The sequence below is a fragment of the Leclercia sp. GHBNCSD genome, assembly GCF_055805075.1.
Genome location: NZ_JBQVYO010000003.1, coordinates 126,642 through 139,375 on the forward strand (window position 1 = coordinate 126,642; position 12,734 = coordinate 139,375).

Annotated in this window: 11 protein-coding genes and 3 pseudogenes; 5 read left to right on the plus strand and 9 right to left on the minus strand. The window is 51.0% G+C overall.

Annotation, left to right across the window (positions count from 1 at the left end; all coding sequences use genetic code 11):
• Positions 1-91: 91 nt before the first annotated feature.
• The 5 genes from ACT3IC_RS23195 to ACT3IC_RS23215 all read right to left on the minus strand — a co-directional run bounded on the left by ACT3IC_RS23195 (position 92) and on the right by ACT3IC_RS23215 (position 5,331).
• Positions 92-1,258 (minus strand): M20 aminoacylase family protein, encoded by a 1,167-nt coding sequence (locus ACT3IC_RS23195; RefSeq protein WP_473479794.1) that lies wholly within the window; start codon positions 1,256-1,258, stop codon positions 92-94.
• An 89-nt stretch (positions 1,259-1,347) separates the two neighbouring features.
• Positions 1,348-2,595: an allantoate amidohydrolase gene (locus ACT3IC_RS23200; RefSeq protein WP_473479763.1), complete on the minus strand. Its 1,248-nt coding sequence runs from the start codon at positions 2,593-2,595 to the stop codon at positions 1,348-1,350.
• Positions 2,596-2,903: 308 nt separating this feature from the next.
• Positions 2,904-4,097 carry a diaminopropionate ammonia-lyase gene (dpaL, locus tag ACT3IC_RS23205; protein ID WP_473479766.1) on the minus strand — a complete coding sequence of 398 codons (1,194 nt, stop codon included), beginning with the start codon at positions 4,095-4,097 and terminating at the stop codon, positions 2,904-2,906.
• A 36-nt stretch (positions 4,098-4,133) separates the two neighbouring features.
• Positions 4,134-4,520: a RidA family protein gene (locus ACT3IC_RS23210; RefSeq protein ID WP_473479768.1), complete on the minus strand. Its 387-nt coding sequence runs from the start codon at positions 4,518-4,520 to the stop codon at positions 4,134-4,136.
• 4 nt (positions 4,521-4,524) lie between these two features.
• The gene (locus ACT3IC_RS23215) at positions 4,525-5,331 is read right to left on the minus strand and encodes a helix-turn-helix transcriptional regulator (protein ID WP_473479771.1); all 807 of its coding nucleotides are present in this window, start codon (positions 5,329-5,331) and stop codon (positions 4,525-4,527) included.
• Between the two features lie 619 nt (positions 5,332-5,950).
• On the opposite strand from ACT3IC_RS23215, the pseudogene ACT3IC_RS23220 reads away from it, so the two are divergent.
• The 4 genes and pseudogenes from ACT3IC_RS23220 to ACT3IC_RS23235 all read left to right on the plus strand — a co-directional run.
• Positions 5,951-6,544: pseudogene (locus tag ACT3IC_RS23220) on the plus strand (hypothetical protein); the annotation flags it as partial.
• 466 nt (positions 6,545-7,010) lie between these two features.
• A complete protein-coding gene (locus ACT3IC_RS23225) occupies positions 7,011-7,148 on the plus strand; it encodes a hypothetical protein (protein WP_473479774.1) in 138 nt (45 codons plus the stop codon).
• 137 nt (positions 7,149-7,285) lie between these two features.
• Complete coding sequence (locus ACT3IC_RS23230) at positions 7,286-7,810, plus strand: hypothetical protein (protein WP_473479777.1); 525 nt, start codon at positions 7,286-7,288, stop codon at positions 7,808-7,810.
• Between the two features lie 599 nt (positions 7,811-8,409).
• The gene (locus ACT3IC_RS23235; protein WP_473479780.1) at positions 8,410-9,198 is read left to right on the plus strand and encodes a TraX family protein; all 789 of its coding nucleotides are present in this window, start codon (positions 8,410-8,412) and stop codon (positions 9,196-9,198) included.
• Positions 9,199-9,216: 18 nt separating this feature from the next.
• Here the strand turns inward: ACT3IC_RS23235 and ACT3IC_RS23240 are convergent, their stop codons facing one another.
• From ACT3IC_RS23240 to dfrA14, 4 genes and pseudogenes are all read right to left on the minus strand, one after another.
• Positions 9,217-9,981 (minus strand): IS6-like element IS6100 family transposase, encoded by a 765-nt coding sequence (locus tag ACT3IC_RS23240; protein ID WP_001389365.1) that lies wholly within the window; start codon positions 9,979-9,981, stop codon positions 9,217-9,219.
• Positions 9,982-10,098: 117 nt separating this feature from the next.
• Positions 10,099-10,173: pseudogene (locus ACT3IC_RS23245) on the minus strand (EAL domain-containing protein); the annotation flags it as partial.
• A gap of 46 nt (positions 10,174-10,219) precedes the next feature.
• Positions 10,220-10,390, minus strand: a pseudogene (mobC, locus tag ACT3IC_RS23250) (plasmid mobilization relaxosome protein MobC); the annotation flags it as partial.
• A 220-nt stretch (positions 10,391-10,610) separates the two neighbouring features.
• On the minus strand, positions 10,611-11,084 hold the full coding sequence (gene dfrA14 / locus ACT3IC_RS23255; protein ID WP_004201280.1) for a trimethoprim-resistant dihydrofolate reductase DfrA14: 474 nt from the start codon (positions 11,082-11,084) through the stop codon (positions 10,611-10,613).
• A gap of 155 nt (positions 11,085-11,239) precedes the next feature.
• Here dfrA14 and intI1 point away from each other — a divergent pair, with 155 nt between their 5' ends.
• The gene (gene intI1, locus ACT3IC_RS23260; RefSeq protein ID WP_000845048.1) at positions 11,240-12,253 is read left to right on the plus strand and encodes a class 1 integron integrase IntI1; all 1,014 of its coding nucleotides are present in this window, start codon (positions 11,240-11,242) and stop codon (positions 12,251-12,253) included.
• Positions 12,254-12,734 lie beyond the last annotated feature (481 nt).

Below are 12,734 nucleotides of genomic sequence, written 5' to 3' on the forward strand. Positions count from 1 at the left end.
GGTACATTCAACAGCCATGCGCAAAAGCCCTTGCAGGCTTATAAATACATAACTGTGCTCGATTAAATATTTTTAGCTAAGGCTGGTGTGATCAAAAATTATTATTTGGCAGCCGCATACTCACAAGTTCAGCAAAAAAGGTGGCACCCAGCACAAGAATATCATCGTTAAAATCGTAAGATGAATTATGTAAAGGTAAGAAGCCCTTGCCATCCTGTTCAATTCCATTCCCTAGGAAAACAAACGCCCCGGGAATCTTCTCAAGAAACGCGCCGAAATCTTCAGAGGTCATCATCGGCAAAGTCACAGAGTCAACATTTTGTGCGCCGAAGATACGGTTCGCAGCTTCAATCGCATATCCGGTCTCCAGTGGATGATTGACTGTAGGTGAAAATTCATGGGTATAAATGAATTCACATTCTGCTTCGTGCATGGCACAAATGGAATTGCAAATAACGCGCATCCTTTTCTCAAGCATGTTCTGTACGACAGGATCATATGATCGAGTATCCCCGCGGATCTCCGCATAACCCGGGATAACGTTACGCAGTCCATCGGTATGTAATTCTGTACATGAAATAACGGCAGAAAGAGAGGGATCCAGGTTACGTGAAATGACCGTCTGGAGTGCCAGAATAATTTCTGCGGCGATAATCAGGGGATCCTTGCCCATATGAGGACGGGCCGCATGAGCACTTTTTGCGATAATGCGGATAATAAAGTTGTCCTCGCTCGCCATTATGCCCCCCACGCGGGTGGCGAACTGACCCGCGGGAATCCCCGGCATATTATGGGCTCCGTAGATTTCCTGCATGGGAAACCGTTGGAGCAGACCATCTTCAATCATGGCGTGCGCGCCATGGCCATGTTCTTCATCTGGCTGGAAGACAAAATAGACGGTGCCATCAAAGTCAATTTCCTCTTTAAGCAGTCTGGCGGCACCGAGGAGCATGGTCGTATGGCCGTCATGACCGCACGCATGCATTTTTCCCTTCGTTTTTGAAACATAATCATGGTGGCTGGTTTCAAGGATATTCAGTGCATCCATATCCGCGCGCAGTCCAATACTTCTGTCACTATTCCCTTTTTGCAGTACTCCGACCAGGCCTGTTTTACCGATACTTTTGTGAACCGTAATACCCATTGACTCCAGTTTTTCAGCGACAAATTCAGGCGTTTTTTCTAGATCGAACTCTGTTTCCGGAATGGTGTGAAGATAGCGTCGCCATTCAATTAATTGTTCATGAAAGGTTGTCATAGCTGTGACCCGCAATGTAGTGAGAATGAGTTGATCCACTGGCCTTTCCGGAGAAAACCGGAAAGGCATGTAGTAACGATTGATGTTTTCTATTTCTCCAGCCGATGGCTGACAACATCCAGCAGAAGCCTGGCCCCCTGAATTAGCTCCTCTTCTGATGTATATTCGGCCGGGTTGTGGCTGATACCGTCTTTACTCGGAACGAATATCATGGCAGCAGGCGCAATACGTGCGATCATCTGTGCGTCATGCCCGGCTCCAGAAGTCATACGTCGCCAGCTGAGTCCGAAACCTTCTGCAGACTCGATAATCTGTGAGACGATGTCCTGGTTAAACAATACAGGCTCAAAGCGAACCAGCCTTTCGGTAGAAATTTCCACGCCTTCTTTACTGCCGATCTCGGCAAGGAAATCTGTCAGTTTTTGTTCGGCCTCTTTCAGGCGGGCTTCATCCGGGTCACGCAGGTCTACCGTAAATCTGGCCAGACGCGGGATAACGTTGATAACGTTTGGTTCGACGCGGATACTACCGATAGTGGCAAGCGTTGTACCATTACCTGCCAGCTCCCTGAGAAAAGTGATTACGCTCGCAGCTGCGAAACCAGCATCATGACGCAGACGTGTAGGTGTGGTGCCGGCATGGTTTGCCGTTCCTTTGATGGTGATTTCCTGCCAGGAGATCCCTTGAAGGTTTTCTACCGCCCCGATCTGAATGCCTTCCGCTTCAAGTACGGGGCCCTGTTCGATGTGCAGTTCAATATACTCATGAGGAACGATTGCTCCGGGCTGCATATCACCGGCATAGCCAATGCGCTTAAGCTCGTCGCCAAGACGTGTTCCGTCAGTACCAATGGTATCCAGCGTTTTCTCAAGGGAGATACCGCCCGCATAAACCAGGGAACCCATCATATCCGGCTGGTAGCGAATGCCTTCTTCGTTTGTGAAAGCCGCGACGGTAATTGGCCGTGATGGCTGGATCCCGGCTTTTCTGAACGCTCGGACGACAGCCAGGCCGGAAAGAACACCGTAGCATCCATCGAAAGCGCCTGCGTTTACAACGGTATCAATATGTGACCCAATCATTAGCGGCTGGCTGTCACCTGCGTCAGCTGCGGGAAGCGTGCCAAAAATGTTACCGATTTTGTCCACTTTTATTTCAAGATCGAGTTCCTGCATCCATTTCACAAGCAAATCCCTGCCCAACCGTTCATCATCAGTTAGGGCTGCACGGGTACGTCCACCATTGACTGAATCGGCACCGATCTGACCCAGTTCTGTCAGCTGGGATATCAGGATTTGTCCATCCAGAAAGATTTCATTGTTCGATTGCTGTTTCATACTGAGCCTCATTGATTCCTGGTCCGGTGTCAAAGAAATATCTTTGCTTACGGAGCCGTAACAAAATTAATTACTGGTCATGAATAATTTCATTTGCCGGTAAGTAACTAGCAAAAAAAAATTACCTGCAGTCGCATAATGTGAGATTCAATCATCATAATATATGAGTTCATTCACCCACTTTCATTACTACCGTGAGGGGTACAGAGTATCCAGAGTATTAATGCACTGCGCATATACCCTCAGGTCAGACAATTTTTATTACTGATTCGCAGCCTGACGAAATTATAATAACGGCTGCCAGCGGGTTATGAATCCACAGGCCAGGCTCCTTCCCAGACAATTTTCCTGTAACGTTCTGCGTTTGTATCCCCTTCGGTGCTGAAAATCAGGATGATCGCATCTTCATTAATACCCAGATGCTCTTTCATCACACGGGCATCCTCACCGGATGAGGTGGCAAGCAGATACAGCAGGCCTGCGTTAATGGCACCCGACTCACCACTGATAATTTGTCGGTCTCCGGAAAGTGGATTCCCGAGGAGTCGCATCCCCGTCGCAGAAACGTCGTCGCTGACGCTGGCAAAGGCAGTACCACAGTCACGCAGAATATTCCATGTGACAGGATTGACTTCACCGCATGCCAGCCCGGCCATAATAGAATTCAGCGCGCCGCCAACCGCAACGCGTTCACCCTGTACCGATGTTATGGAGCGGTACAGACAATCCGCGGCTGCCGGCTCTGAAATGACTGAACAAAACCGCTCAGCACCATACAGATCGGCAAAGTAGCCCAGCACCCCTCCGGCCATTGCGCCTACGCCAGCCTGCAGCATAATATGTGAAGGTGCCTCCACCCCCTGAGAACGTAGCTGAGTGGCCGCTTCTGCCGCCATCGTTGTATAGCCCTGGGAAATCCATGCTGGAATTTCCTCATAGCCTTCCCAGGCGGTATCCTGTACCAGCGTCCAGCCTTTATCATCAGCGGTTGCGGAGGCCAGGCGTACGGTATCGTCGTAATTGCAGTCAGTGACGATACACTCTGCTCCAAGGCCTTTAATACGATTTACACTCGCCTGTGCAGAGCCTTCTGGCATAAATACAACGGCTTTTTGCCCCATTTCCCGTGCAGCCCAGGCAACACCGGTTCCGTGATTTCCTGCGGTTGCTGTTGTGAACGTTAAGGGTGAAGGCAGTTGATGAGCTACCGTGCTGAAATCAATGGCCGAAATATCCACGCCCAGTTTGTCAGCCAGGAATTTTCCAAGCGCATACGAGCCGCCAAGCACTTTAAAGGCGTTGAGACCGAAGCGTTTTGACTCATCTTTCACGTAAATCGCTTTAACGCCCAGCCGGGAAGCCAGCGCATTCAGCGAAATAAGAGGGGTTTCCGCATACCCTGGGATCTTGGCGTGGAAGCGGCGGGCTTCTTCAGCAATTTCAGTTGTAAAAAGTGAGCTGGATTTACCGGTATAGAACTGGTTTATGTTAATACGAAACATCTTAATACCCCTTTCGTACGGTACAACACCCGGTGATTAAAGTTTGTGGGCAATGGCTTCAATTTCCACCTGGGCATCCCTGGGAAGTTTTGCTGCCTGAATGCAGGAGCGGGCGGGGGCCGTCTCAGCGTCAAAAAATTCACTGTAAACGGCGTTAAACTCGGCGAAGTCTTCCATGTTGGCAAGGAAGCAGGTGGTTTTGATTACAGATTTCATTGAGGCTCCGCTTTGTTCAAGCACCGCCTGTACATTCAGAAGCGACTGCCGTGTTTGTTCTTTAATTCCCCCGGCAGGGAGAACGGCTGTAGTCGGATCAAGAGGTAACTGACCGGATGTAAAGACAAAATCACCATAAGAAATGCCCTGCGAATAAGGCCCGATAGCCTGCGGGGCGTTATGAGTTTCAACAATATTTTTCTTCATCTGATTACTCCTGTTCCTTTATAGCGGATTTAAATTCACGCAGATATTTATAAATAGCGTGTCGTGAGATACCGAGTTTTTCGGAGATAATCCCCGCCGATTCCTTTAATTCAAAAATTCCATTTTCAAATAAATGGAAAACAATTGCTTTATTCCTCGATTTCTTGCTGATATTTGAATCGCTGTCAATTTCATGAATTGCTTTTTCTGCCGACTGGCTAATGACATCGTGAGAATTGGTGCTGAAATGCTCCATCACCATAGCAAGCGGGGAGTTATCCGGCATAAGTGTTTTAATTAACTCTGGGAAAGGAACCGACAGATTGATATTGACACAGAACAACCCGATAGGTTTTCCATGCTCGCCGGCTACAACGCAGGTTGTTGACTTCAGTAATTCACCGACTTTATTACGGGTGAAATAGCTCCGGGAGTTCACTTCACCTGTCTGCATAAACAGTCGGAGCATTTTCAGGCCCATATCAGTGATAGGTGAACCGACACCGCGCCCCGTGTGATGCCCGTTGACAATTTTGACAACCGAGGCATCCAGATCACCAAATGAATGCAGGACCACTTCGCAGTGCGGACCGATAAGATCAGCAACCATGTCTGCAAGCCGGTAGTACGACTGCATGAATTCGTTGTCCTTTGCAGTCAGACTGACCTTGAATTCTGTAAGGCTAATGCTCTCATTCGTCATGTATAGTTCACTTTTGTGACTTAAAGGATTGCCATAAGTATCTTTTCTCGTCACAAAAATATCAACAGAATTTAACTTTACCTGAGGTGTTAAAAATGATCTATTCAAAATAAATCATTAAATATCATATTGTTGTTAATTAATTCCATTATTACTCATTGACGTTTTTTAGATTTACATCACAAAAGTTAACCATCATGAGCATTTGAAAAGTTACCTTTATTTTACCGGATTGAGTCATTTTCTTGTTATGTATATCGACATAGCCAGATGTGAAGAGCAGGGTTGCTTCCCGTTGATTCACACCCCTTTTATCTTTCAGAGACTGCCCGTGAAAAATTCCGTCCCATCCCCCCGACATCTTCCGTCGCATCGAGAACGTCGTACTAGAACTTATTGCAGCCGGCAACCCGAACCCGACCAATGAGCAGGTGCGTCAACATATCGGCGGAGACTCGCACTGTCATATCTCAACCGTAATGCGTGCGTTCTGGTCTTAACAGAAGAAAAAAAACGAAGCACTTACGGCTATTCCCTTGGAGCATCGGCAGATGATGCTCATTCAACTGGATAAAATCTGGGTTCAGGCCACTGGTCTGGCTGAAGCTCACAACTTGCTCAGGTAACACCTGACGATCGCGGGCCGGGCTCCCGAAGATGTCGCCGACAGGAACCATCTGCGGCTCAATGAAATGCTCCTGCGCGGTCCAACAGCAGAACAACGTTTATGGCAGCAGTAACAACCTCCCGCAGGCCATCGACGTTGCAGCGGCGGGTGCTGATTGTGCTGGCCACCCTCGATGCGAAACGGCCGGGACCGGTAGCCACGCGGGATATTGAACGGGTTCTGGAGCAGGGCGGGGACGCCCCTGTATACGGGCCAAACCTACGGGCCTCCTGCCGCCGGATGGAAGCCGCGGGCTGGCTGCGCACCCTGCGCGCCCCGAACCTGCAACTGACCGTCGAGCTGACGGACGCAGGTCGCCAGATCGCCAGTCCACTCCTGGCAGTCGAACAGGTTGCAGAATCAGAACGCCGGCGAAGAGAAAGGGTGGTTGTACTACTAGGCGCTAGCGGTAATGATACTGGTGAGCAGACAGAAAGAATGGTGGAGCTGAACGGCATCTGTCATATGGCTTGCCGTGCCGACTTTGTGGTGTGCCTTAATGGCCGGACCTGCCTGCAGCTGTGGGACGTCGCGGGCGAAGTTACCCGACTGGAGGGCGATCCCCTTCAGGTGGTGCATTGGTTTGGCTGCTGCCATGCGGCCGGCATGGCCGTGCGCACACAGATTAATGAAAGTTATACTCCGGAAGAAGGTATTCCAGTACCGGGATCCGATTGCCTGCAGCGCGATTCTGAAGGTAGTGCTTTAGCGGAAAAGTCCTGAGCCGGGCCAGGGGGCCGGCCGTACTCACCTGATAGTCACCTGCACGCAACGCAAAACCATAGCTGTCGGTGAGACGGTGTTCCCGTATACAAAAAACGGCAATCCAGCTTATATTAACTGGGGTGAAATGCTGAAACGGGTCTGGAGCACTGGTGGAACTCTGCCGGGAGGAGCGCTGTACTCTGGGCTGCACTGGCGACGGGCTGTGGCCGCAGCCGCCAGTACCGGGGCGGAGCTGTGGGTGATTTCGGCTGGACTAGGATTACTTCATGTCACCGACACTATCGTGTCCTATGAAGCGACATTCGCATCGATGCCACTCTGCCATTGGGAACATTGGTCTCGCCTGACAACATCCCCGCCAACGACTCGCCGTTGCGCTTCACTGCAGAAGCTGATGCAGGCATACCCGCACGATCGCTTTGTTATCGCCTCCTCACCTGTCTATCTCCATGCGGTGGAAGAGGATCTGCGTGCAGGAAGCAGGGAGTTTGCCTCTCCAGGGCAACTGACCATTGTGGCCTCAAAAGCGTGACAGGGTAATCTGAACGCCCGGGTATGCTTGACAAACGCCGGAATGATGAATGACCTGCGCACGAATATGACGAGACTGAATATAAGCTATGCAGCACATCTCATTCAAAATGAGAACAAATTACAGGGAGCAAGTCCATGAGCAATAAGCTAACAGAGAAAAAAGTCGATGACCTTATTGAAACGTTAAATGCGCTTATTTGCGAGGATGACTTACTTAACCGTGAACAGCGTGAAAATATGGTCAGAACGGTGGCGGTATTGGGTGGACTACAAGAAAGGTTGCGTGTCATTTCTGCATCAAAAGAAGCCCGGAAGCAGGCAAAAGCTGATAAAATAAAAAAGCCGCGTGAACCAGATATTGTTTTTCCACGAACCGGTAAAATATGGATCCAGGAAGAATCAGCAACCATTCGCTCCATTATTGATGATATGCCTGACCATGATATTAATAATCATATCCTCTGGCTTTCAGAGAAGCTTGGAAGAACGCCTTATGCCATTGCAGTGAAAATTGTCAGCGAAGGCCGGATGGATGAAGAATGGACGAAAACATGGAAGGAAGCCGCAAAAGAGATACGAGAAAGGCATGCGGCTGCGGCTGCGGCTGCGGCTGCGGCTGCGGAAGAGCAGCTTCCGGATACCAGCACATCAGATAAATAAGCATGGGTTAAATCAATGAAAGTTACTATCGATGTAGGGAAACTTTGTAAAGGTGTCGGCTTTTTTACTTTAATGGCCTGTGCTGTCTATTCTCTGGTATATATATTTTTAATGGGAGTCAGAATACTTAACACAGAACCGACCTGTATAGGGGAGTTGTGCTTCTCAAGCGCAATGGATGACCCGGTCCTGGGATGAGTATGTATTTTAATGCCATCTTTTCTACTCTTGTTCGTTTTTTTTAAACTACTCATAAGCCGGGATAACTAAGGCAAGAAAGAATGTTATGTAACAGCTAACGATCGAGAGGATGTTTTTTTGATAAGACATACAAACTTTAACCTAAACTTTTTTTCCCTTCTGCCGATAATTATAAGGTCAGGAAGGGAAGTGGATGAACGATTTTCATATTTTAAATATCTGTATACAGAATAAAGATACATCTGGTTGCATGCGGGTTCTGCGCGATAAGTCTGAGTTTGCAGCACGTAAGATCCTTGAAAAACTCAGGGTCAGCATAACGAGCCATACAGGCAGGGCTTTCTGGCTATGGGTTCAGACCTGGCTTCTGAATGCCTGCCGTCAGGAGAGTGAAGACTGTGATTCTGCCAGCCCAAATTCGTCAATTAAATCTGTTTCCTGTAGGGATCAGTCCTGCCGCTCTGGACCTGGTGAAGGTTCTGGCACTAATGGCCATGCTGATCGACCACGTCAATACGTTGTTTATAACCCCACTCGATCCGCTGATGTATGCGCTTGGCCGGATGGCCTTCCCCCTGTTCACGCTTATATGGGCGATGAACGTGCATGGCAATCCCGAACGGCTACAGCATCGCGCGAACCGTCTGTGGATGTGGGCATTACTGACCCAGCCGGCGTTCATGCTGGCGTTCCGCCATCAGCTGCCCGGATATGCCCTGAATATTCTCTTCGTGTTTGCCGCCGTAACGCAGCTGCTTGCCCTGCAGCATCGATACGGGAAGAAAGGACTGATGATCGGGTTGATGATCGTTGCCGCTTTGATTGTTCCTTTGACTCCCGGGAGCTTCGGAATGGCGGGCCTGGCTCTGGCCTGTTCTCTGTCCGTCGTTTACTCACCCGCAATGGAAAAATGGCACCGGGCCGCAGAACTGGTGGCCGTTATCTCCCTGGCATGCCTGAACGGTGTTTCGCATCTGGTTTCCGCGCCGGCGGACACGTTGCTTTTTGTCACACTGCCGACCCTGGTTTTGCCTCTCCTTGCCGTCACCCTGGTACAGAAGCACACCGGCGAAGATGGCCAGCGTTTTATGCCACGAAATTTCTTCTACTTCGCCTATGCCGGCCATCTGTTACTGGCAGGCATCCTGCTCGGCTCTGTTGCAAAGATTGGCGGCAGTCAGAGGTAGGCTGTCGCTCTGCGCCGATCAGGCGGCTGCTGCGAAATGGTGGTTGAGCATGCCCATGGCCTCCGTCAGCGCCGAGGGCCCAATGCCAAAAGCTCTCTCCACAAGGCGCACCTCGCCCCTGATGCCGGGCTGCAGGCACCAGGGGCGAGCCTGTCCTTTGCGCAGGGCTCGCATGACTTCGAATCCCTTGATCGTGGCATAGGCCGTGGGGATCGATTTGAAACCGCGCACCGGCTTGATCAGTATCTTGAGCTTTCCGTGATCGGCCTCGATCACGTTATTGAGATACTTCACCTGCCGGTGGGCCGTCTCCCGGTCCAGCTTTCCTTCGCGCTTCAATTCGGTGATCGCTGCACCATAGCTCGGCGCTTTGTCGGTATTGAGCGTGGCAGGCTTTTCCCAGTGCTTCAGGCCTCGCAGGGCCTTGCCCAGGAACCGCTTCGCTGCCTTGGCGCTGCGGGTCGGCGACAGGTAGAAATCGATCGTGTCGCCCCGCTTGTCGACTGCCCGGTACAGGTAGGTCCACTTGCCCCGCACCTTGACGTAGGTTTCATCCAGGCGCCAGCTCGGATCAAAGCCACGCCGCCAGAACCAGCGCAGCCGCTTCTCCATCTCCGGGGCGTAGCACTGGACCCAGCGATAGATCGTCGTATGGTCGACCGAAATGCCGCGTTCCGCCAGCATTTCCTCAAGGTCGCGATAGCTGATCGGATAGCGACAATACCAGCGCACCGCCCACAGGATCACATCACCCTGGAAATGGCGCCACTTGAAATCCGTCATCGTTCCGTCCGTCCAATCTCCGCCAAGCATGCTCAAGCTTCACGATTTTTGCAACAGAGCCCACACGAGTATTGAGCATAGTCGAGATTGGTGCAGATCACTTCTGATATTGAACTGTCAGGAGCTGGCTGCACAACAGCCATTACGCCCAATCAACTGGTGCAGTCGTCTTCTGAAAATGACAATCGTGCCACCGGCTCCAGGTCTTATCGAACAGCTCAGACACATGGTCCAAATGCTGGTCGATCCGTTCGGCCAGTTTTTCGATGGCCTCTTGCTTGAGCTTGTCACTTTCCCTGAACTCGATGTTCAAGGCCCTGGCCACCTGGTTGAGGTTCCGGCCGATAGCTCCAAGCTGCCGGCACGATTCCCGTACGGTGTTCACTTCTTCATCAGTGAGGACCGGCATCCGGTTCAACGACCGCAGTCATTTCTGTACCTAAACAGTCCTGCGAATATGTGAGTTTTGACCTAATGAGCCACAAAAACTCATTTTCGCCCACGATAATTTTTCTACTTCCTTTCTTTGGAATGCTCATTTCAATATTCACATAACGTCGCTATCAATCGCGGAAAAGGCGTAGTGCGCGAAGCGAACGAAGCTTTTTGCCGTCGATTGCATAGCTTTGTTAACCCTTTTTCCAAATTTGATAGCAATAGTTAATGTTTGAAGTAAAGTGTTGCTCAAAAACAACTTCGAAGGTATTTGGAATACTCGGGAAGAAAACATCCCCCTCTGGCTCGATGTCGATCGTCGATAAGTGGAGCGTAGAGGCCATGGGTAATGTTTCTCGGTAAATTTCTCCGCCACCAGACACTATAACGTGACCGGTGAATTCAGCTAGCCTGTCCATGGCCTCTTCGATTGACTGAAATACAACTACATTGTCATCATTTGATGTCCAACCTGAGCGGGTAACGACCGCGTATTTCCTATTGGGGAGTGCGCCCATAGATTCAAACGTCTTGCGACCCACCAGAAGCCACTGATTGTAGGTCAATGCTTTAAAAAGTAGCTGCTCCCCTTTCGCGGACCAGGGTATGTCTGGACCGCAACCAATCACGCCGTTTTTCGCTTTCGCAGCCATCAATGATACTTTCAAGGTTCTCATCCTGGGTTAACTTTGTTTTAGGGCGACTGCCCTGCTGCGTAACATCGTTGCTGCTCCATAACATCAAACATCGACCCACGGCGTAACGCGCTTGCTGCTTGGATGCCCGAGGCATAGACTGTACAAAAAAACAGTCATAACAAGCCATGAAAACCGCCACTGCGCCGTTACCACCGCTGCGTTCGGTCAAGGTTCTGGACCAGTTGCGTGAGCGCATACGCTACTTGCATTACAGTTTACGAACCGAACAGGCTTATGTCCACTGGGTTCGTGCCTTCATCCGTTTCCACGGTGTGCGTCACCCGGCAACCTTGGGCAGCAGCGAAGTCGAGGCATTTCTGTCCTGGCTGGCGAACGAGCGCAAGGTTTCGGTCTCCACGCATCGTCAGGCATTGGCGGCCTTGCTGTTCTTCTACGGCAAGGTGCTGTGCACGGATCTGCCCTGGCTTCAGGAGATCGGAAGACCTCGGCCGTCGCGGCGCTTGCCGGTGGTGCTGACCCCGGATGAAGTGGTTCGCATCCTCGGTTTTCTGGAAGGCGAGCATCGTTTGTTCGCCCAGCTTCTGTATGGAACGGGCATGCGGATCAGTGAGGGTTTGCAACTGCGGGTCAAGGATCTGGATTTCGATCACGGCACGATCATCGTGCGGGAGGGCAAGGGCTCCAAGGATCGGGCCTTGATGTTACCCGAGAGCTTGGCACCCAGCCTGCGCGAGCAGCTGTCGCGTGCACGGGCATGGTGGCTGAAGGACCAGGCCGAGGGCCGCAGCGGCGTTGCGCTTCCCGACGCCCTTGAGCGGAAGTATCCGCGCGCCGGGCATTCCTGGCCGTGGTTCTGGGTTTTTGCGCAGCACACGCATTCGACCGATCCACGGAGCGGTGTCGTGCGTCGCCATCACATGTATGACCAGACCTTTCAGCGCGCCTTCAAACGTGCCGTAGAACAAGCAGGCATCACGAAGCCCGCCACACCGCACACCCTCCGCCACTCGTTCGCGACGGCCTTGCTCCGCAGCGGTTACGACATTCGAACCGTGCAGGATCTGCTCGGCCATTCCGACGTCTCTACGACGATGATTTACACGCATGTGCTGAAAGTTGGCGGTGCCGGAGTGCGCTCACCGCTTGATGCGCTGCCGCCCCTCACTAGTGAGAGGTAGGGCAGCGCAAGTCAATCCTGGCGGATTCACTACCCCTGCGCGAAGGCCATCGGTGCCGCATCGAACGGCCGGTTGCGGAAAGTCCTCCCTGCGTCCGCTGATGGCCGGCAGCAGCCCGTCGTTGCCTGATGGATCCAACCCCTCCGCTGCTATAGTGCAGTCGGCTTCTGACGTTCAGTGCAGCCGTCTTCTGAAAACGACAAACAGCCAGAAAGGCTGTTACAGGCGATTTGATCTGCAACCTATTGGTTAAATTAATGTATCAAAAACGATGGTTTTTGTGACAGTCTTGAAAAGTCCTGACTTCTCCCGAAAAATGACTCCCCTCATGTAACAAAACTCGTTACTGTATCAACATAACAATAACCCCATAACTAATTAGCGAGAAAAGAATGAAAATCGGCTATGCACGTAAATCTACGCATCTTCAGGATGTGGCGCACCAGGTTGACGAACTAACAAAAGCTGGATGTGAGCAAAT

Bases quoted from the DNA above. Each gene is read 5' to 3' on its own strand.
- ACT3IC_RS23210 (WP_473479768.1), bottom strand. From the start codon at position 4,520: ATGAAGAAAAATATTGTTGAAACTCATAACGCCCCGCAGGCTATCGGG.
- ACT3IC_RS23225 (WP_473479774.1), top strand. From the start codon at position 7,011: ATGCAGGCATACCCGCACGATCGCTTTGTTATCGCCTCCTCACCTGTC.
- intI1 (WP_000845048.1), top strand. From the start codon at position 11,240: ATGAAAACCGCCACTGCGCCGTTACCACCGCTGCGTTCGGTCAAGGTT.
- dpaL (WP_473479766.1), bottom strand. From the start codon at position 4,097: ATGTTTCGTATTAACATAAACCAGTTCTATACCGGTAAATCCAGCTCA.
- ACT3IC_RS23200 (WP_473479763.1), bottom strand. From the start codon at position 2,595: ATGAAACAGCAATCGAACAATGAAATCTTTCTGGATGGACAAATCCTG.
- ACT3IC_RS23230 (WP_473479777.1), top strand. From the start codon at position 7,286: ATGAGCAATAAGCTAACAGAGAAAAAAGTCGATGACCTTATTGAAACG.
- ACT3IC_RS23195 (WP_473479794.1), bottom strand. From the start codon at position 1,258: ATGACAACCTTTCATGAACAATTAATTGAATGGCGACGCTATCTTCAC.
- ACT3IC_RS23240 (WP_001389365.1), bottom strand. From the start codon at position 9,981: ATGACGGATTTCAAGTGGCGCCATTTCCAGGGTGATGTGATCCTGTGG.